We start from the raw sequence: 20,408 nt of genomic DNA, 5'->3' as shown, positions 1-20,408 counted from the left end.
TGAGACGAAGCGCAGTCAGCGGCACCGGGCCGTGTCGCGGCCTCGCTTGCCATGGGTTGCCGGCCGGGAGCCCTCGTGTATCGAGGTGTCAGGGCCTGGCGGCCGAATCACGCCCCGGCCAGTGCTTCGGCGGGGCGGCGTCCGGGTCCGTGATCTGAAGGCGCTTCTGCCGCGTCGGGTCGATCGATGTCAGGGAGACGAGGCGTTGGCCGTCGGCTGCTTCGAGTTCGGACAGGGCGTGGGGAAGAGCCGCGCAGACGGTGGCAATCGCCGTGCCCAGGCCCACCAGGCAGACGTGCTGACGCGCACGATCTCAGCCATGGGGCGGGGCACGTTCTCATCGAGCAGCAGTTTCAAGCGGCGCCCTGCCGGGGCTCGCTGCTGCCATAGCTGTCCACGGCTTCGCAGCGCGGTCGGGCTCGGCCAGATAGATGGTGTCCGGGCCCGCGACGAGTTTGTACGAGGAGAGGTGCTCCCACTTCGCCGAGGTCTTCCCGGCGGGTGTTCAACGCGCTCGCAGGAGTCACTACGGGAATCGCTACGGGCCGGCACACGTCCGTGGCATTTTCGGCCACCCACCGGCGGCGCCCGTATGCGCCGCGTAACCTCACGGGCATGGGAGCATCAGCATCCGGTGCAGGTCAGGACGCCGACGAGGAGTCGCGGCGGCTGGACGCGTATACGTACCTCAGCGCGCCCGAGCGGCTGGAGCATGTCGCGATCATGCGGGTCTTCTGCGGAACGCTGCTGGCGGATCTGGCCGTCCCGGACATCATGGCGAAGCTACGCCAGAGCGGTGGTTCCGCCGCGGGGCTCGACGCCGACACTCTCACGGTCCGGCTGGAACAGCTGGTGACCTGGGGAAACCTGCTGCGCAGCAGCCACACCGTGAAGGCGTCCAGCATCAGCGAGTACCAGCGTTCCCGCTCGCGCTACCAGCTGTCGAAACTAGGCGAACGCATCCAGCGGGACGCCGACGGGGTCCTGGCCGAGGCCGACGCCGCCCGCGAGGTGAGCAGCGAACTGCTGGCCCTGGTCGAACGCGGCCTGCGGGAGCTGGCCGACCTCGTGACCGCGCCGGGCGGCATCGAGCCGCAGGACGGGCTGGAGCGGATCAGCACGCTGTTCGTGCAGTTCAGCGAGTTCGCGGACTCCATACGCGACTTCTACGCCTACCTCGGCCAGGTGCTGTCCCGCTACGACCTGGACAGCGCCGAGTACCAGGGCTTCAAGGAACTGCTCCTGGACTACGTTGAGGCGATCACCGAGGACGTGGCGTTCCGCGCGCCCCGGATCTCGGCGGCGCTGGACACCTTGTGGCCGCACATCCCGGCTCTGCTGGACCGGCTGGACGCCCACGCCCAGGGGCTCACCGGGCTGTCGGCGCAGGGCGAAGGCCGCCTGGAGGTCCGGGTGCAGCGCAGCCGGGGACGCGAGCTCGCGGACTGGGAGGGCCTGCGCGGCTGGTTCAGAGACACCGACGGTCAGGGCAGTCAGGTCGAGCAGTTGCGGGACGCCACCCTGCGAGCGTTGCAGTCGCTGCTCGCCAACGCCAAGCGGATGCTGCGGTCGGCCACCGGGGAAATGTCCCGGCGCAAGGATCTGCTGCGGCTGGCCCGCTGGTTCGACGAAGCGGCACCGCAGGACGCACACGACATCGCCGTCGCTGCCTTCGGACTGTACGGCGCCCGCCATCTGGGCATACCCCCGGCCACCGACGAGGTGGTACCCGCCTACACGAGCTGGTGGACCGGTCCGGTGGTCGAGGTGCCGGTGGCCCTGCGGGAGAGGGGCAGCCGTGCCCAGCGGGGCCGGGCCTCCGCGGTGGAGGACCACTCCGCGCAGAAGGAGCGGCTGCGGGAGGCCGCCCGGCAGCGGGCGACGTCCAGGGCAGCGGCGGCGGACGAACTGCGGAGCGCATCGGGTCGTTTCGCCGACGTACGACTCACCTCGGCTGCGCTCGGGCTGCTCCTGGAGCTGCTGGCGACGGCACTAGGAAACGCATCGCTCAGGAGGCGCGCCGGCGCGGACGGGGAGGGGACAGCGGGGTTCGACCTGGACTCGGCGAGCAGCGAGGACGCTGAACTGGGTATCCGGCTCACCGTGCGCCGGACGGAGGGCACTCGGACGGTGCTGGACTCGGCAGACGGCGACCTGCTGCTGGACGACTTGGAGTTGAAAATCGGTCGTATCTCGGCGGCGGCCGATGGTAAAGCGGAGGCGGAGGTGAGCGTGTCATGACCCTTCCCTCCACTCACGACGTAGCCCTGGCAGCCGAGCGTCGAACCGCCGCCCGGCTGCTGCTCGCCCATCCCCTAGTCGCGGCCGACGGCCCGCATGCCGACCTCTTCCCTCTGGTCCGCAGGCACGCCGACTGGCTGGGCAAACGGTTCCAGCAGGTGCTCGGCTACCGCCTGCTGGTCGACAGCTCCTTCGCCCGGCTGTTCAAGGCGGGGCTGGGGGCGGGATCGGGACACCGGCTGGAGCGCTCCACCGGCACGCCCTTCACCCCGCACACGTACGCCTGCCTCGCGCTGGCCCTCTCCGTGCTGGTGACCGCGCCCGAGCAGATGCTGCTGTCGCACCTGGTCACCGACATCAGGGCGGCTGCCGCCGACGCGGGGATCGAGCTGGAGGAGACGGGCCGGGCGGCCGGGAAGCGAACCCTGGTAGCGGCTCTGCGCCAGCTCGTCGAGTGGGGCGTCCTCATCGAGACCGAGGGCCAGGTGGCCGCGATCGCGCAGGAGGCGGGCGGGGAGGCCCTGATCACGGTGGACCGGGAGCTGGCGCGCGTGATCGTCGCCGGCCCGCTCGCACAGGCCCGGGACGGCGCCGACCTGTTCCGACGGGCAGCGGACCCGGGGTTCAGCGGGCCGCGTACCTATGTGCGCCGAATGCTTGTCGAGACACCTGTCGTCCACCTCGACGAGCTGACCGACGCCGAGCGCGACTGGCTGCGCACCCGGCAGCGCCGGGAAGGCCAGGCTTTCTCCGAACTCCTGGGCCTGGAGATGGAGATCCGCGCCGAAGGCGTAGCGCTGGTGGACCCCGAGGAGGAGCTGACGGATCTGCACCTGCCGGGCACCGGGACCGTCGCACAGGCCGCGCTGCTGCTGGTGGAACGGCTCGTGGAGCGGCTTCGGCCCCAGGAGCCGGGGCATCCGGCGACCGGCGGAACGCTCGTCATCGGGGTGGCTGTCCCGGACGGTCTGGTGGACGAGGTGCTCGCCGGGCTCATCGCCGAGTACGGGCAGCGCAGCAACTGGCAGCGCGGCTACCTGGAGGACCTCCCCGCCCTGCGGGAGGCCGTGCTGGACATGCTGGTCCGCATGCGGCTGATGGCCCGCGCCGGGCGGCTGCGCGCCGAGTGCGAAGGGTTGCCGGAGGGGTACGTCGAAGATGTGTCGGAAGGACGCACGGTGACCGATGTCCATGGCGCACGGCCCGGCGGCGACGGCTGGGTGCTGCTGGCCGCGGCGGCGCGCTACGCCACCCTCGTGACCGTGCGCCCCGCTGCGAGAGCGCGCCAAGGAACCGACGTGCAAGAGGAGTTGCCGCTATGACCACCGACGCGCGTGGCCTCGTTCCGCTGCCGCGTTCCGGCCCCGCGACAACCGCCGCCCCCGCGACGACCACCGGCACCCGTTTCCGGCTGCACCGGGCGGGCATCCAGAACGTCTGGCAGTACGACACTCAGGAGTTCTCCTTCGGCGACGGACGGCTGCTTCTGCGCGGCAAGAACGGCGCGGGCAAGTCCAAGGCCCTGGAGATGCTGCTCCCGTATCTTCTGGACGGCGACTCCCGGGCACTGGACGCGACCGGCACCGGCCGCACCACTCTCGCCTGGCTGATGCTGGACGGGTTCGAGCAGACCAACCGTCTCGGGTACCTGTGGGTGGAGTTCCGGGGCACGACCGACGATGGCAGCCACCGTTTTCTGACCCTCGGTGTCGCCATCCGTGCCTCGAAGTCGACGCAGAAGGCGCTGCCGACGTTCTTCGTCACCTCCCTGCGGGTCGGTGAGGACCTGCACCTGGTCGAGGGCGGAAGCCGCTGCCGGTCGACCGGCTCAAGGAGATTGTCGGCTCCGACAACACGACCGAGCGGGCGGTCAGGCACCGCTCCCGAGTAGCGCGGGACCTGTTCGGCATCACCGACGCGACGCGCTACCGCAACCTCACCCAGCTCCTCCACCGGCTGCGGCGCCCCACGGTCGGGGACCGCATCGAGCACGGGGGCCTGGCCTCCCTGCTCAGCGAGACCCTGCCGGGGCTCGACGAGGACGTGGTCGAACAGGTGGCACGCAACCTCCACGACCTCGACGCCGTACGAGACGAACTCGGCCGCCTGGAACGCACCGATACAGCACTGCGCACGTTCCTCACCAGTTACCGCGGCTACCTGGCCGGCGTCCTGCGCGCCTCCGCGCAGCGAGTGAGCCACGAGCTGGGCGTCCTCGCACAGCGGCGCCGGGCGGCCGGAGACGCCGCACAGCGGACGAGCGACCTGCGGACACAGGAGCACGAGTCAAAGGGCCGGTTGGAGACCCTGCGCGACGAGGAACAGGCTGCCCGGACCGACCTGGCCGCCCTGCACGCCAGTCACGCCTACCGCAGCCTGCGCGAACTGTCGGAGCGCCGCGGCACGGTGGAGGCGCTGCACACCGCGGCCGTGGCCGCGTTCACCACCCTGCGCAACGCCCACGACACGGAGGAGAGCACGGCGGAACGGCTGGCCGAAGGGTCGACCACCTCGGGAGTCGGTTGGCCGAACTTGGCACAGAACACAGGGAGATGCTGACGCACGCGGAGAAGGCTGGGCTTCCCACCGGCCATCTCGGCGAGACGGTGGCCCTGTCACGCACGGTCCTCGCCCCGGCCACCGAGACGGAGCTGACGACTCCGGACGGGGAGACGCGCACCGTACGGCACCGGTCGGCGGCCCGGGCGGACACGGCCACCACACAGGAAGGACTGCGGTCCTGGCAGAACCAGCTGGAGGATGCCGAGACGGTCGCGAAAAACCGGGCCCGGATGGTCCAGGAAGTGACCCGCCTCATCTCACGGGCCGACGCGGCCCGCGCCGGAGCGGCTCAGGCCGATGCCGAGCGGGAACGGCTGGAGGGCGAGGCGGAAGAGGCCGCCGGCCGTCTCGACGTCAGCCGCCAGAAGGTCGCCGAGGAGAGCGGCACCTATGCCCGCCGCGTCGCTGAGTGGGCGGCGCACACGCGGGCCGCGTTGGGGCCCGACTGCCCGCCGCTGGACGCCGTCCATTCCACGGTCGGCCAGGAGACCTCCGCCGACGCGCCGTTCGCGGACCGCACGCTGCCACCCGACATCGACGGCCAGGCGTGGCGAACCGCTCAGGCCGCACTCGAACCGTACGGCGAGGAACTCACCGGACGCCGGGACGCACTGGCGCTCAGCGTCGGCCGACTCGATGAGGAACTCGACCGCCTGACGGAGCAGAAGCGGGACTGGGCGCAACGTACCGACCCTGAGCCGTCGGCCCCGCACCATCGCGTCGCCGAGAGGACGCCGGGCAGCGGAGCCCCCTTCTACCGCCTCGTGGACTTCGCGGACGACCTGGCACCGGCCGACCGGGCCGGTCTCGAAGGGGCGCTGGAAGCGAGCGGAATCCTGGACGCGTGGGTAAGCGCTGACGGCGTCCTTCTCGACCCCCGCACCCGGGACACTCTCCTCCAACCCGGTCCCGCCCTGTCGGACGGACCGACTCTCGCCTCGGCCCTGCGCCCAGCCCCTGAACCGGGGTGCGGCGTGACGTCCGCGTGCGTGGAGCGTCTGCTGGCCTCGATCGCGCTCACACCGGCAGCGCAGAACCCCGCACACAACGCGGTGTACCGCGACGGCAGTTGGCGCCTGGGCGTGCTCAGCGGCCGTCACGACAAGGGCGACACCGAGTACGTGGGGGCCGCCGTACGCGCCGAGACCCGGCGGCGCATCCTCGCCGAGCTGGAGGAGCGGATCACGCAGACGGAACAGCGGCTGGCCGACGTCCGCGAGGAACTCGCCGTAACCGATGCCATGCGCCGGGCTCTCACACTCGCGGAACGGGACTTCCCCTGGGCGCAAAATCTCGCGAACGCATGGAGCAGGACCGAATCAGCCGAGAGGACCCTACGTGACCTGACCACAAAGGCGACCCGGGCGGCACGGCGGGCCGAGGAAGCCCGTGCTCTCGCGGTATCGGCGCGTGCCGAGGCGGACGCCACCGCGACCGCTTACGACCTGCCCAGCGACCCCGATGCCTTGGACCGCGTTCGCACCGCACTGGCTGCCCTGCTCAGCGGTGTCGGGCATCTACGCAGGGCGGTCGGCGGCACGGGCGAGCGGCTCGGCGCGAATCAGACGGACGCCGAACGGTACGAACGTGCCCGAGAGGAGCGCCTGGCCGCGGAGGAGAGCTACCGGGTCCACCTCACCGGACTGCGCACCGCTGAGCAGGACCTGCGGACCCGCGAGGAGGCCATCGGGTCGTCCGAGGAGGAAATCCTGACCCGCGAGCAGGAAACCAAGCAGCGCATCGCGAACGCCGTCCGCGCCCTGCCTGGGGCGCAACGAGCCCTCGATGACCTCCACGACCTGCGCGTGCGCGCGGAAGAGGACGAGAAGCGTCTGCGCGGGACGCTGGCGGACCAGGAGACGGCGGTCATCGACACCGGCAGCGCTCTTCGCGGTGCTCTCGGCCGACCGGAGGTGGTGCTCGGCGCCGGCCTTGACCGGTCCTCGCTGTCCGAGTACGTGTCGGACGATCCCAGCGTGGACGTCCGCAGCCGTCTGCGCGCGCTGCGGGCCCTCGCCGGGGCCGTGGAGCAGGCACTCGGCCGCCCGAAGGGCGAGGTATCGGACAGCACCCTGCTCAACCGGCACACCGATCTGCGCGACCAACTGGCCGGCGGGTTCGACGCGCAGCTGGAGGAACGCGACGGGATCAAGGTCTGCCGACTGGTCGACGACCACGGGTCCCATGACGTCGCGGCCGTCGGCGAGCGGATCGCGGTCCAGGCCGCGGAGGCCCGGGGACGGCTCACCGAACGCGAGCGTGAGGTATTCCAGCGGTTCCTGACCGGCGAACTCGGCGACCACCTCTCGGCACAGGTCATCACCGCGGCGAACCTGGTCGCGGCTCTCAACGACACCCTGCGGACCGTGCGCACCTCCCACGGTCTCGGTGTCGAGCTGCTGTGGAAGCTCAACGAGTCCGCCGTGGAAGCGGACGCGGACGTTCGGGCAGCCGTGGACCTGCTGCGCAGTCCGTCGAGCCTCCGCACGCGCGAGGAGACCGAGCAGCTCCGCGAAGTACTGCAACGCCGGATCGAGGACGCCCGACGCGCCGACCCGTCAGCCGGTTACGCCGCCCATCTGCGGACCGCCCTGGACTACCGCGACTGGTTCCGTTTCCACACCTTCGTGGTTGAGGACGCGGCCCCTGGCCGCCGTAGGAAGCTGACCGGCAGGACCGGGCTCAGCCAGGGCGAACAGCGTGTCCTCTCCTACCTCGTGCTCTTCGCCGCGGCCGCCGCCCATTTCACGAGCCTCGCCGAGTCGGCACCGCACGCGCCACGCCTGATCCTCCTGGACGACGCCTTCGCCAAGGTCGACGAGCCGACCCATGGCCGACTGGGCCGTATCCTCGTCGACCTCGATCTCGACTTCGTCCTCACCAGCGAACGGCTCATGGGCAACTGGCCCGAGGTGCCGTCCCTGCACATCTACGAGTGCCTCCGCGACCCCCATGTGCGCGGGGTGGCCACCCTGCACTACACCTGGAACGGTCGGCACCGGCGTCTGGTGTCCGTATGAGCGGGCTGCCCCCGCGACGCGCGACTGGCTGACGGGACCGGGACTCACCCGGCTCTGGGAGGGCATACGCAAACGCCTGGAGAGCAACGGTGTACAGGCCACCGGTTCGCTCCGGCTGGCCGCGCTGAACACCCAGGAACGCAACGACCTGTCCCTTCTCCTGGGCAAGCCTCTCACCGGTGCCGCCGCGACCGTACGGCTCGACGTGCTCGACGCACGGCTGCGCGCCTCGGCCGCCAGACTCGGCCTCAGGGACACCCTGGAGGAACTCGGCCCGCCCCTCACCGACCGCCGTGCCGCTCGCGCGGACGCGACGGCACGGCGGGAGCAGGTGTGGTCATCCCTCGCGTCGTCCCTGGACGCCTCCGCGCTCGCCGGCCAGGAATGGCCCAGGCGGTGGTACGACCTGTTGCGCCGGGCCGGGATTCCGAGGGGAGTGACGCCCGATGCGGCGATCCGGACACTCCAGCAGGCGGTCCAAGTCCTCACTGTTCTCCTCGGTCCTGAACGTAGCGGCAACGCCCTCGGCCGAGGAGAACTCGCCGCCATGACGACCGGCTCCGCGCACGGCCTGGACGACGGCACTTGGCTCGCACGCCTCGTCCAACGCGGTGTCGCCCTCGCCCATGGCACCGAGTTCCCCGACGACGCGGCCGGCCGACGCGCTCTGTGGCGGCTGGTGTCCGTAACGCCGGACGAGGTCTCCAGCACAGTGCTGACCTACGGGCTGCGCCCCGCCGGCGAGGGATGGCGGGAGTGTGCCCTGCGGGAGCGGGCCAAGCATCACGCCGAAACGCACCTGACGCCGCGCGACCTGCACGCCCTGCGGCTGCGTCTCCCCGCCGGAACGCTCATCCACATCTGTGAGAATCCGCGCGTGGTGGAAGCCGCGGCAGACGCGGCCTGCGTCCGCCCCCTCGTGTGCACGTCCGGCAGCGCCGCCACAGTGGTCGTCACGCTTCTCGACGCCCTCGCCACCACAGGCTGTCGCTTCGCCTACCACGGCGACTTCGACTGGCCAGGGATCGTTCTGGCCAACCGGGTCATCCGCCGCTACGACGCCGTGCCGTGGCGCATGGGCACCGCGGATTACGAGCACCTGGCCGCTCGCAGTCAGGCTGAGGGCATCCCTCAACTGGCGCTCGACGGCCAGTCGGTCAGCGCGGACTGGGACCCGGATCTCGCCCCTGCCATGACGGCCCTCGGCGTCGCACTCCACGAGGAGGCCACTCTCGACCTTCTGGTGGACGACCTGTCACGTCAGACGTAGGGGCGTCGGCACCATGCTGGGCACTGGGAGCCATCTGGGAGCCGACCCCCTCCCCAAGCCCCTTCGACACCAGCCGAAACCACCCCACACCAACGCCCTGACCAGGCAAAGCAGCAAACCATCCGGTGTCGATCCCGCCCGAACCTCATTCGAGACGAAGGGTCGTGAGTTCACATCCCGCCCCAGCTGAAGGAACAAGTCAGATCGGGGAAATACGTCCGATGCGCCGCCACCGGGTCAGCAGTGAACAGCCGTAGTTGTTGGTGCCTGCGACGCGGTCAAGCTCAGCAGCGTTCGGGATGCGACCGGATGCCTGCTCTCGTTGGAAGTGGGCCCACATGATCTGTTCCGCCGGGGGCCTGTTCGGCGGACTGGAGCCCGCCTTGTCCGCGACGAGAGTGACCGCTGGGTCGGGCTCTCGTTCGGTCTCGGTGTCCTGGGCCGTCTCGGACTTCGCACTTCGGAGAGTCGCCCCACGGCTGCCACGCGGATGGTCGCTACCGGTAGCGGCGGCCCTGTCGATGGCAGATCGCCGGTACTGGTGCCACACCTGGCCGTTAGGAGGTCCCAGCGAACCACGTAAGTGGCAAAGCCGCCTGGTTCTTTCACCGCTCGGCGGCTCCGCCGGGGCGCGGCGGGGAGCCTCGAAAGGCGGCTCCGTGCGCAGCGGCCGAAGCGCCGGTCGGCTACGTGCGGGCTCGAGTCACCGGCACCGGGAAGCTGGTCTGGATGACTAGCTCACCGCTCACCAATAGCTCGGTATGTCCCCATTTGCCGAGTCCCCCGCCGGGGCGCCCCTTATGAGGTGCCTGAGACCCCGTGAACAGCGGAAACGCTGAGTGCGGGGTCTCTTTGTCCGTGCAGCCATGTGCCGTCCGGAGCAGTCGCATGTCGGGGTCTGTGGACGAGGCGTGGGCAGGATCTTGGAGCATCACCGCAGGTGGGATGACTGGGTCCGGCGAGAGGGCTTGGCGCACGGCTGCTCTCAGCCCGCTGTCTTGTGCTCAGGCTTCCGCCCCCAGTCCCACAGAGCCTGGAGGACAGGGCCGAGGCGGTGTCCACTCGGGGTGAGCGCGTAGCGCACTCGCGGCGGCCAGCCCGGTCGGCGGTCGCGCTCGACGACGCCGGCCTCGCCGAGCTGTGTCAACCGGTCGGACAGCACCTTGTCCGACAACATGGGCAGGGCCGTGCGCAGCTCGCTGTAGGAGCGGTCGCCGCGCAGCAGCTCTCGAACCACCAGGGTCGTCCAGCGGCCGTGCAGGGCGGACAGCGTGATCTCCACGGGGCACTCGGGGGTGGGCTCAGTGACATTCGCGAGCGGGTCGTCGGGGAGCCCTGCCGGGTAGCCAACCGTTCGGTGAGTCACGCGATCGTCTCCTAACGTGTCGGGCACTTGGATTCTCCCAGCCCGGAAGGACGTCTGTCGATCATGCGAGAACTGGCCGATCGGCCCGAAGAGGTGCCCGCGGTGTTCGCCGAGCGGTTCAACAGCGGCGACGCCACCGCGCTGGCGCAGGTCTACGAGGACGCGGCGGTGCTGGTCCCGCAGCCGGGAACACCGGCAACCGTCCCGGACCTGCACGCCGCCAACGGCCGCCTGGCAGAAGCTCGGAGTTCCCATCTCGGTCCGTCCGCGGCACGTGTACCGCAACGGAGACCTGGCGCTGCTGATCGTGGACTGGGGCATCGACGGGACCGACCGGGAAGGACAGGCTGTGCACGTCGAGGGCACTGCCACCGACGTCGCCCGGCAGGGTCCGGACGGCCGTTGGCGGTATGTCATCGACAACCCCTTCGGCACCCGCGCACAGCAACTCCTCACCGAGGACACTGTGGAACCAGCGTTCTGAGCAAGGCACCTGGAAAACACTGAGGCCCCTGGTGGACGCCAGGGGCCTCGGACACGGCAGGCGGGGTCACTCGTACTCGCAGAGCAGGTCCTCGATGCGACGGTTGGCGACGTCCTGCCGCCCATCAAGGCACTTCGCGTACCGGGTCAGCAGGACCTCAACCCTGTTGCCGGCGCGCCCGGCAACCTCCGTGAGACCCACTCCCGCATTGAGCCATGTCGACAGCGCCGAGTACCGAAGGCCGTATGGCCTACGCGCAAGCCGCGAGGACGCAACGGCCGACGGAAGTGCCAGCACCCGCGCCTCCTGCCACACCCGGTAATACGTCGAGGACGGGACAACCGAGCCCTTCTCGCCTGCACAACAGTTCACCAGCGCACATATCAGATATACGGTTTGTGATCCACAGCATGGGTCCGCCGCGGCACTGCGGACCGACCGGAAGAAGAAGGCGACCTCCTCATGGGCACCAACTGGGCCCGGACGCGGCGCATAGTTCTGCGCAAGCGGTTCTGCGAAGAGGAAGTCGAGCGCTTCGCGCAGGAGCTGGGCTGGCCGAGGCGCGAAACGGACCAGGCAGACCCCGAGGAAGGCATCGCCTACCACGTCTTCTGGGCACCGCCCGGAGCCGCGCTTGCGCTCCACTACACGGAGGACGACCTTGCCAGGGACAGCTACGTGACAGTGATCGGTAAGAATGCAGAAGCGGTCCACGGAGCCCAGGAGCTGGTCGAACCACGCTTGAACACCTGGCCGTTGGCGGAACTGCTCGCGGAAGTGGACGGCGCCTCCACGCCAGTCTCACTGGCTCGGGCCGTGCTCCGCGCCGGACTCGGCGCTCCCCACGAGTTCGATGAGACGTTCTTCGCAAGGATCAACGCCGCATTGCACCACTCTGATCGGCGGGTACGGGAGACCGCGGTGTGGGCGGTCACCTTCTCGCCGTACGGCGAATACCGCCCCGCGCTCACCACGATCCGGGAGAGCGATGAAGATCCCGGGCTGCGCGACCACGCCGAGATCCTCCTCGAAGGCTTCGACGAGATCGGGAGCCAGGAACAGTGACCCGCGGCGCGGACTCCCCGAACCCATCCGCTCCGGCATAGTCGTCGCTGCTGGCTGCACCGTGCAGCCAGGGCTGTACGCAAAGGTGAGAGCCTTGTGCGGGGCCACAGCCCACAGGGGCTGGCAGACTGCATACCCGGTCGAAGGACGCATGCCGAATTGCCCCGGAATCCACGCTCTCCACGGACGGATGGGGATTTGATGAGCCGAGGACGCGGTTCAAGGGGACATACGCCATGACTGCCCGTCCCGCAGACGACCTGTTCCTGGTCGGCGACACCCACCAGCGCATCTACACGAACCAGGTGATGCTGGGCAGTCTGGGCATAAACATCCGTGGCCGGTCCTCGAAGCAGCGGGCGCGGTCCCTGCTGTTTGTGGCGGCCGCCCGGGCACGCGACACGGTGGATCTCTTTGGGCAGGGGACCCCCAGCCCATTTCTGAGTTCCTCGCTGACAGACGCAGGGGAACGCTGACGTTCTCAAGGTGGCGATCCGGCCACCGACGTCCCGAGTGCTCGCCGTGCGTCACAGGCTCTGTTGACGGAACCATTCCAGCGTCTCGGCAAACCGAACCAGCCCACCGCCGCGCAGGACACCCAGTGGAAAGCTCGGCCGTCGCCTGGGCAATTCCTCATCGGGGACGGTCAGCGTCACTCCAGGAATCGCCCGGATCCGGTCACGGAGTTCCGCGAGTAGCCCTGGCCTGGTGAAAGGCTCCCGCCTCGCCAAGTGTGCGAAGACCACTTCGACGACCCCCGATCGCGGATAGATGCTCACGGGCCATATCGAACCCTGCGAGCCGTTTCCTTCGCGGAGCATCGGCGCACAGCTCGTCTCCTCGGCGAGGCCGTATCCGAGCCACCCGCCATCCGCCTCCCACTTACGCAGCAGGGTCAGCAGCCCATCGGCGAGGTCGGGGTGGTGAGTCCTGAGCAGCTTGCCGAAGTTCTCCGCACGGTCGGTGATAATGCCCTCGGCCTCGGATGCTGCCGCGGCCTCCTCTTCCACCTCACGGGGCCTGTCGAGACCGGCTAGATCGGCCAGCTCTTCCGTGGTCAGCTTCTGTTCAGGGTCGGCCACCGCGCCGTTGAAGCGGACACCCTCACGCTCGAGCGCCTCCCGCTGGGTCTCCTTACGGCCGTCGAGCCAGGCGAAGTCGGGCGAAGACGTGCCGTTGGCCCGCAGCACCCGATGGGCGTTGGGGATACCGGTGCGGGTGGCCAGATAATTTCCGACAGTCTGGGGAGAGCCGGCTCCGGTCACCGCGGCGAGGTCCTTGTATGTGGTCCACTTGCCGGAGGGCAGGGCCGCCAGCACCTTCCTCAGCCTCAGCCACTCCGAGCGCTCACCGGACTGATCGTCGTCGCCCGTGACGGGCCCGGGCCACATGCGCACCGCGCGATCGGCGAGCCGATCGGCGCGGCTGAGAATCTCCTTCCTCCCCCAGCGTTCGGTGGCGGCGATCTCCCGGTTCATCCGCAGGGCGCTCTGATCGAAGATCTGCTGCTTGCGCTCGTAGGGGTGGTTGGATAGGCGCGTGTTCTCACCAGTGAGGGTCAGATTGCCCAGAGTGTGAACCAGCGTCTCGTGCAGTTCCTCTGCCCGCTCCCCCTCCTCGGTGTCTTCGGCGAGCATGGCGAGCCATTCCTGTCCGGGCCGCTGCGGAAGTACGTGCTCGATGGTCGCCCAGGCCCGCGAGAAGTCGACCGGCTCCGGAGCCATGTAGTCCTCCTCGAACCGCCTGAGCACATAGGCGCGATGGCGGCTGCTGCCCTGCCAGTAGAAGGGCTGGGTACGGATCGCCTCGCGCAGATCCTCGTCCCGTGGCCACCCTCGCCGCAGGCCGGACAGGTAGCGGTGTACCGCCTCCGGCAGCGAACGGTCCCGCTCGATACCCGAAGGCAGCGTGGCCAGAATCTGCCGAACGCTTTGCGACGGTTCCCGACAGATCATGCGCCGGACCAGGAAGCTCTCCACAAAGCTGAGCGCTTCGACGGCCTCCCTGGGCTCGACCGTCCCACGATCCACTCGGTCCAGAACATGGAGTGCCGGAGGGTAATGGGCTTCCCCGCCCCACTGGACAAGACGTTGCAGCACCGCGCGCAACTCGACGTCGGGCTCGCGCTCGGGCTCGAAGACCCGCATGAGCAGGTGGCCAAGGCGCCGGAGACGGGCCAGATCGTCCCGTAGTCCTTCCTCATCGGAAGCAGCGACAATCCGGCCCATCCGCCGTTGTTGCCCCTGGTAGACCTCGCTGATGGTGACCCGCGACTGTCCCTGCAGAACGAGGTCCAGCCACGCCAGAGTAGTCAGTCGCTCCGGCCCGAGTTCCGTCTGCAGGGGAAGCCATATCTTGTCGTACACGTGCTCGCCCAGACGCGGGAGCTGCATGAACACATAGTTGCGCAGGAGGTCGGCCTGGCTCAGCGGCTTGCCTGTGTTGTTCAGGGACTCGAAGATTCGAAAAGCATTGTCCTGTGGCCCGGCGGTGATCGTCACCAGCGTAAGCCGGTGCCGCAACGCCTGGTCGATGTGACGAACGGTGTCCCACTCACCGGCAGGGTCATACTCGGCGAGCGCCGCCAGGAAGAACCGGTAGGCGACGCCGATACTGTCGTCCCCACCCGCCTGGGGATCGTTGTCCACACACGCGAGATACGAAGGCCGGTCGGCCTGTGTCGGGAGCAGACGGTAGGCGTCGAGGCCACCGTAGTCCTCTTCGTTGATCAGGTACCGACGGTGAATGAGATCGGCCTTGACCTTGTCGAACGTCCGCACGTGATCACGAAGGGCGCAGGCAAGCAGCATCAGCGTTGTCAACCGCTGCTGACCATCGATGACGACCCAGCGTTGCACGGTGTCGGGCATCGGCGGGCGGGGATCAAGCACCAACGAGCCAAGGAAATGGCCGCTGGGCGCCTGTGATGCGTCCGAGCCGACCGTCGCCTGCTCCACCAGGTCGTCCCACAGCCGTCGATGGTCGTCGACATCCCAGCTGTAGGTGCGCTGATACAGCGGAACCTGAAACTGATTGTCCCCCTGGATCAGCCGCTCGAAGGTTGTCTCCCGCGCTTCCAATGATCCTCCGCCTCCCCCTGCGCCAGGACCTTCCGCCCGGCGTCCCCAAGGCTGACAACCTAACGAGAATGCGTCGCGGGAGCAGAGCTGCCTGTGCATTTTCGGGGTCCCTCCGCCATCTTGGCCGAAAACGTGATACGCCCGGCAGGTGGGCGCCTACGGTCCGCGGTTGATTCCAGTAGGGGCGGCCCCCTATCTCTGCCCCGACTCTCACGCCATCTGATGGGGATGGGAGGGCGGGCTGGCGGCCCCGTCATGTGCCGCAGGTTCCGCAGAGCCGCCAGCCGGACGGAAGCGTATCGGCCAAGACCGTGGCCTCACTTGCGTCGGTCGGATCGCCAACCACGCCGGACATTCAGCCACGCCGGTGGAACTACCAGGCCAGCCGGAAAACAGTCTGGATCACCAGTTCACCGCCCACCAACGGCTCGGTTCGTCCCCATGTACTGGGTCCCCCGCCGGGGGCACCTTGGATGAGGTGCCCAAAGACCCCGCCACCAGCGGTTTCGTTAGGTGCGGGGTCTTCTTGTATGCGCAGCCGGATGCAGCGCTGAGCCGCTGTTTGTCGGTGGTCGTGGCGTATTCGTGGCGGAGATCTTGGGTCGTTTCCGCAGGTCAGCACCCGGAAATGGCGAAGGCCCCCGGACTGGTCCAGGGGCCTTGCGATGGTGCGTGGTGCGCCGATCACTCGTACTCGCGCAGCAGATCTCCGATGCGACCGTTGGCGATCTCCTGCCTGCCGTACAGGCACTTCGCGTACCGGGAGAACAGCACTTCCACGCTGTTCCCGGCCCGCTCGGCAACCTCGGTGGGGTCCACTCCAGCGTTGAGCCACGTGGACAACGCCGAGGGCCGCAGGTCGTACGGGCGACCGACCAGCGGCGAAGCGACCTGATCGGGCGGAAGCGCCAGGCCCCGCGCCTCGTGCCAGACCCGGTAGTAGGTGCACGAAGCGACGAGCCCACCCCGCTCGTTGAAGAACAGCCGACCGTCGTCCGCCGTCCCGTACGTCTCGATCCGCCCACGTCGGCCGGTAACTGGCGTGGGACAGGGTTGGAGGAGCTCCCCGCGTCCGGTGTGGCCTGCGCGTGGAAGTGGATGCCTCCGTGCACACTTCTCGCCTGGACGACGTCACGTGAGGATCCCGACAGCTCGGAGTGGGTGCTGCCGAAGTGCTCGTCCTGTCCGCCTGGCGATGTGATCGGCATCGGGGATGTCCTTCTTCGCCGCGCGGAGCATGTTCCCCGGGATGACGACCAGCCGCTCATCAGGAGCGAGGTTCACGCCCTGCGGCAGGCGGGGGCCGTAGACGGCTGTCAGATCCCTGCCGATCACAGCCACATCACCGTTGTCGAGCTGCCAGATGTCCGGACACTCGTCGTTGCCGTCGGAGTTCCCTAGCTCTTCGGCCGACTTCCCCAGCCGACGCTCGAATAACGCGGACGGGTCAGCCTCCCAGGCACGGGCCATGTCTGCCTCCGGTCGAGGTGGCCGAGCAACGCTGTGACTACCCACTGTATCCAGGACCACACCCATAGGTGAGGGGGTTGCCCCACGGCCGAGCCGCCGGGTGGCGGCACGGAAGCCGTCAGGGGCGGCTCCCGTGCGGTCGGAGCACCGGTCGGTTACGTGCGAGCTCGGGGCACCGTCACCGGGAAGGTGGTCTGGATGACCAGCTCACCGGGCACCGATGATCCCGTTCGTCCCCATTTTCCGTGTCCCCCGCCGGGCACTCGAGCCTGCGAGAAGCGCTTCACTACAGCAGTCGGCCCATGCCATACGACGATTCCCAACCGGCCGTCGGACGCCCCAGGCTCCGGTCGTACAGGCTCGGCTTTCAGGGGCCGGTCGTGGGTTCACAGGCCGTGCTGATCGAGGAGCCGCATCAGGTTTCGTTTGCGCTTCTGGTCGGCGCGCAGGGCGGTGAGGTACGTGGTGAACTCGTCCTGGGTACCCAGGCGGCGGTGGCAGTCGCGGATGCTCAGCAGCAGGCTGGTGAGCTGCTCGTAGATCGCGTTGCCCGTCTGCTTCGTGAGGGGTTCGGCCAGGCGCCGGTAGACGCCGAGCGCGTCGGCGGGGCGGGCGGCACGGGACTGGTCGGCGAGCGTGAGCCACTGTTGGTCGTGGGCGCCGGTCTCGGTGGCGGCTTGCCAGGCCGCGTCGGTGTCCTTGTCGTCGAGCAGGGCGTCGATCAGGACCGGGCCGCCGTACCGGGAGTGCTGTTGCTGCTCTGCGTCGGCACGCAGCAGAGCCAGCGCTCCCTCACGCTCGGCCGGCCAGCAGTCCGCGGCCCCGGCGGCGGCTCGCAGTTGCTGGTACGCGAGCAGGGTGCGGCGGGCGCCGAAGTGGTCGCGGCGCAGGGCGACGGCATCGGGGAGCCGATCCGCCTGCGCGTAGCGGTCACAGAGGTAGTCGACGAGGGCGGTGTCGACGTCGGCGAGGTCGCGGGCGTCCTGGATGCCGCGTTCCGCCCAGCGCAGGGCCTCGTCGGGGCGCTGGGCGGTGTCCAGCTCGTGGGCGATGACCAGGTGCGTGTGGCCGTTCGGTGAGAGGTCGGCCGCATGCACGGCGATCACCGCGTCGACATCCCCTCCCGCTTTGGCCAGACGCTCCATCAGGTACTTCTCCGCCCAGCCGCGGCGGTTCCCCCGCCACGCCTCGACCGCCGACTTCCGCAGGACGGCCATCCCCTCTTCGCCGAGGATTTCCTCGTAGTCGAGCGGGTCGATGTCCGTGAGGCCGTCGTCCACGTCGCCGAGCGCATGGCCAACCAGCCAGCGCGCGAGCTCCACGGGATCGGGGCGTGCCGCACCGCACGCTTCGAGGTGGGCGGCGGCGAGGTCCGCACCGACCTGCCCGAGCCATCCGTCCGAGTCGTCGACGCTCTCCACCGCGTCGACGAGCAGCTTCATCGCCTCCCGCGCCAGGGTGATCGCGTCGTCGGCCCGGCCCGAACCGGTGAGCGCGCCGATCGCGGACACCGCCTGCCCGGCCTGGTCGGCGTAGGCGCGGGCATCGGCGTACTCGACGTACCCGTACTGCGCGAACGGTGAGATATCCAGCAGATCACGGATACGGGCCCGGACCGCGGCGAGGTCGCCGCGAGCGCTCGCGGCCCGAAGCTCCAGGCGGCGGCGCAACTGCCGGTCCTCGGCGATCTGTTCCCGGACGAGGGCGAGTAATGCGTCCTTGGACAGGGCGGACAGCCACCCGTCAAGGTCCTGCGCACGGCCCCGGGCCGCCTTCCGCTGCCGCGGCAGGCTCTCCCGCTGGGCGAGCACCGTCAGGCCGAGGGCGACCAGATGCTTGCAGAAGTTGCCCTCCATGCCGTACGGGCAGTCACACTCGCCGGAAAGCCCGCCGGGCCCGTCCAGCACCAACTCCACCTCGTACCGCTCCGTGCCGTGGACACTCGCGGTGACCCAGCCGTCACCGACCTCGACCCCGGACACCGCGTCCAAGTAGCCGAGCCCGCGCTCGTAGGAACGGGTGCCGGCCAGCATTTTGAGGTTCGCCTCGGTGAGGCCGCGCATGGTTCTTCCGCTCTGCCGTGGTTGTGCTCTGATGCTCCGCCAGCCTAGGGGAGGCCAGGGGCGCGAGCTGACGACTTCGGCAGGCTTGGCCTCCAACCCCGGCGCCTCATTCGCCGGATGCGTTCGGCGGCCCTGTGCGGAGCGGGGCCGCCGGTGGCGAGCACCCCGGCTTCCGGGTTCCTTCTTGCCCCGGATTCAGCGAGATTCGCGCTGCCCACCAGCAGGACCCGTGAGCGCGCTCCCAGGGCGTGGTGCCGCCGGGTTCCCTCAGCGCGGCTACCGCGACAATCTGATATCCCCCTCCTGAAGCTCAGCCTCGGGTCGCAGGTGTTCCCCGGCCTGCCTCGCATCGGCACGGTGGCGGGCCTACTCCATGGCCCGGCCCGCGGTGCGCAGCAGTTCACGGATTTTGTACCCGTAGATCTCGGCGAGGTTCTCCCCCGCGTAGCACAGCACCTCGTCGCCGTCGTAGTCGCCTTCGCAGGCGTCCAGACCGTCGAGTACGCCGAGGGCCACGGCCTCGGCCGCGTCGGGCATGCCCAGCGCCAGCCGGCGGCGGACATCGGCCTCGTGCTGTTCGATGACCGGCTCGATCAGGTGGCTCGCCGCCTCGTATACGTCGGTGTACCCGAAGCCGGGGCGGTAGCCGGTGGTCAGGCTCTCGGTGTCCAGGGCGCGCAGGGCCTGCTCGACATCGGCCGCCGTCCCCTCCTGAAGGGCGTTCAGTTCGGTGCGTTCACGCGGAGCGAGCAGTCCTACGGCCATCTTGTCGGCCTCCGTGCGCAGTTCGGGCCGAGCGTCCAGCAGCCGGTCCAGAACGGTGGCCTTCTCCACGGCGGTGAGCGCGTGCAGGGCTTCGCCGGGCGTGCGGCGGGTGGTGGGCGGGGTGTGCCAGGGCAAGCGCCGTTCGACGGCATGCAGGGCGAGTGCGACGGCATGTCGACACAAGCGTCCTGAGGCCAGGGCGCACGGACCGTCGCATTCCGCCGTCAGTTCCCGCCCTACGACCTGCACCCATACGTCGCAGGCGGCGCCCGAGCCGTCCCGCACCAAGCCGCTGACGCCGCGCTGCTCACTCTCCGCCTCGATCACCGCGCCGTCGGCGAGCAGCGTCCGCCCCTCGGTGACCTCGGTGTCGTCGGCGAACGCGTGCACTGTCTCCTCGTCCATGACCACAGCCATGCAGTCATTCAAGCGCACCCCCGGGTGGGCGTACGGGCGGCTCCGTGCGCAGCGGCCGAAGCGCCGATCGTCTACGTGCCCACTCGATTCACCGGGACGGCCGTCTGGATCACCAGCTCACCGCCCATCAATGGCCCGGTCCGTCCCTATTTGCCGCGTCCCCCGCCGGGCACTCGAACGTGCGGCAGCGCCTCACCGGAGCAAGCGGTCCACGCTGTTGCGGCGGCTGCCCACGACGCGGCGAGGGCCATGGCGAACGTCGACGACAACCCGATGATCCGCCGGCAGCCCGCGTGTGCCGCCAGACGGCTACCGCGCCCCCGGCCACCAGCCCGTCACACAGATGCCCGGGAACCGTGGAGTGGCGGTGCTGGTGATCACCTCGTCGGGCTGCGCGGCAGCCGGGTCGCCGTTATCAGGATCTGACCGCACGCGAGCCGCGCCCTCACCGCCCGCACGCGGCGGCGGTTGTGCCGCGCCCACCGAGTTTGTCAGTGGTGCGCCGTACGGTTTTCTTCGTGGTCGGCGATGTTCCTGGCGGCGGAGCCGGCCGCCGAAGAGGTACGTCGTGTCACCGTGCTCTCGGTGGGAGGTCAGTGTGGTCT

13 protein-coding genes and 3 pseudogenes are annotated in these 20,408 nt (G+C 69.4%); 9 read left to right on the top strand and 7 right to left on the bottom strand.

Features of this window, described 5'->3' with window-relative positions:
• Positions 1-615 precede the first annotated feature (615 nt).
• The 6 genes from NQU54_RS22180 (at position 616) to NQU54_RS22155 (ending at position 9,093) form a co-directional block, all read left to right on the top strand.
• Complete coding sequence (locus NQU54_RS22180) at positions 616-2,241, top strand: TIGR02677 family protein (protein WP_257632583.1); 1,626 nt, start codon at positions 616-618, stop codon at positions 2,239-2,241.
• Entirely contained in the window at positions 2,238-3,563 is a 1,326-nt protein-coding gene (locus NQU54_RS22175; protein WP_257632582.1) for a TIGR02678 family protein, read from the top strand. Before NQU54_RS22180 ends, NQU54_RS22175 begins: the two co-directional genes overlap by 4 nt.
• Complete coding sequence (locus NQU54_RS22170) at positions 3,560-4,132, top strand: hypothetical protein (protein WP_257632581.1); 573 nt, start codon at positions 3,560-3,562, stop codon at positions 4,130-4,132. The genes NQU54_RS22175 and NQU54_RS22170 overlap by 4 nt, the downstream gene beginning before the upstream one ends.
• Before the next feature lie 164 nt (positions 4,133-4,296).
• Entirely contained in the window at positions 4,297-4,800 is a 504-nt protein-coding gene (locus NQU54_RS22165; protein ID WP_257632580.1) for a hypothetical protein, read from the top strand.
• Positions 4,764-7,823 (top strand): TIGR02680 family protein, encoded by a 3,060-nt coding sequence (locus tag NQU54_RS22160; protein ID WP_257632579.1) that lies wholly within the window; start codon positions 4,764-4,766, stop codon positions 7,821-7,823. The genes NQU54_RS22165 and NQU54_RS22160 overlap by 37 nt, the downstream gene beginning before the upstream one ends.
• A complete protein-coding gene (locus tag NQU54_RS22155; protein ID WP_257632578.1) occupies positions 7,756-9,093 on the top strand; it encodes a TIGR02679 family protein in 1,338 nt (445 codons plus the stop codon). Before NQU54_RS22160 ends, NQU54_RS22155 begins: the two co-directional genes overlap by 68 nt.
• 985 nt (positions 9,094-10,078) lie before the next feature.
• On the opposite strand, the gene NQU54_RS22150 is transcribed toward NQU54_RS22155, so the two are convergent.
• On the bottom strand, positions 10,079-10,459 hold the full coding sequence (locus NQU54_RS22150; protein ID WP_257632577.1) for a winged helix-turn-helix transcriptional regulator: 381 nt from the start codon (positions 10,457-10,459) through the stop codon (positions 10,079-10,081).
• A 274-nt stretch (positions 10,460-10,733) separates the two neighbouring features.
• Here NQU54_RS22150 and NQU54_RS49330 point away from each other — a divergent pair, with 274 nt between their 5' ends.
• Positions 10,734-10,943: a YybH family protein gene (locus tag NQU54_RS49330; protein WP_306278954.1), complete on the top strand. Its 210-nt coding sequence runs from the start codon at positions 10,734-10,736 to the stop codon at positions 10,941-10,943.
• A gap of 66 nt (positions 10,944-11,009) precedes the next feature.
• Here the strand turns inward: NQU54_RS49330 and NQU54_RS22140 are convergent.
• A pseudogene (locus NQU54_RS22140) lies at positions 11,010-11,297 on the bottom strand (tyrosine-type recombinase/integrase); the annotation flags it as partial.
• A gap of 108 nt (positions 11,298-11,405) precedes the next feature.
• Here NQU54_RS22140 and NQU54_RS22135 point away from each other — a divergent pair.
• Both NQU54_RS22135 and NQU54_RS22130 read left to right on the top strand, forming a co-directional pair.
• Entirely contained in the window at positions 11,406-12,008 is a 603-nt protein-coding gene (locus NQU54_RS22135) for a hypothetical protein (RefSeq protein WP_257632576.1), read from the top strand.
• 236 nt (positions 12,009-12,244) lie between these two features.
• A complete protein-coding gene (locus NQU54_RS22130; RefSeq protein WP_059147699.1) occupies positions 12,245-12,484 on the top strand; it encodes a hypothetical protein in 240 nt (79 codons plus the stop codon).
• Positions 12,485-12,535: 51 nt separating this feature from the next.
• Here the strand turns inward: NQU54_RS22130 and NQU54_RS22125 are convergent, their stop codons facing one another.
• From NQU54_RS22125 to NQU54_RS22105, 5 genes and pseudogenes are all read right to left on the bottom strand, one after another.
• On the bottom strand, positions 12,536-15,088 hold the full coding sequence (locus NQU54_RS22125; RefSeq protein WP_257632575.1) for a GmrSD restriction endonuclease domain-containing protein: 2,553 nt from the start codon (positions 15,086-15,088) through the stop codon (positions 12,536-12,538).
• A gap of 684 nt (positions 15,089-15,772) precedes the next feature.
• Positions 15,773-16,099, bottom strand: a pseudogene (locus tag NQU54_RS22120) (tyrosine-type recombinase/integrase); the annotation flags it as partial.
• Positions 16,100-16,291: 192 nt separating this feature from the next.
• Positions 16,292-16,558, bottom strand: a pseudogene (locus tag NQU54_RS22115) (hypothetical protein); the annotation flags it as partial.
• 386 nt (positions 16,559-16,944) lie between these two features.
• Positions 16,945-18,621 (bottom strand): SWIM zinc finger family protein, encoded by a 1,677-nt coding sequence (locus NQU54_RS22110; protein ID WP_257632574.1) that lies wholly within the window; start codon positions 18,619-18,621, stop codon positions 16,945-16,947.
• 366 nt (positions 18,622-18,987) lie between these two features.
• On the bottom strand, positions 18,988-19,803 hold the full coding sequence (locus NQU54_RS22105; protein WP_257632573.1) for a hypothetical protein: 816 nt from the start codon (positions 19,801-19,803) through the stop codon (positions 18,988-18,990).
• Positions 19,804-20,408: the final 605 nt, after the last annotated feature.

The sequence above is a fragment of the Streptomyces malaysiensis subsp. samsunensis genome, from assembly GCF_024519315.1.
Lineage (GTDB): Bacteria > Actinomycetota > Actinomycetes > Streptomycetales > Streptomycetaceae > Streptomyces > Streptomyces malaysiensis.
Note: the sequence above shows the minus strand (reverse complement) of the source record. Positions and strands in the feature narration are given on the sequence as shown.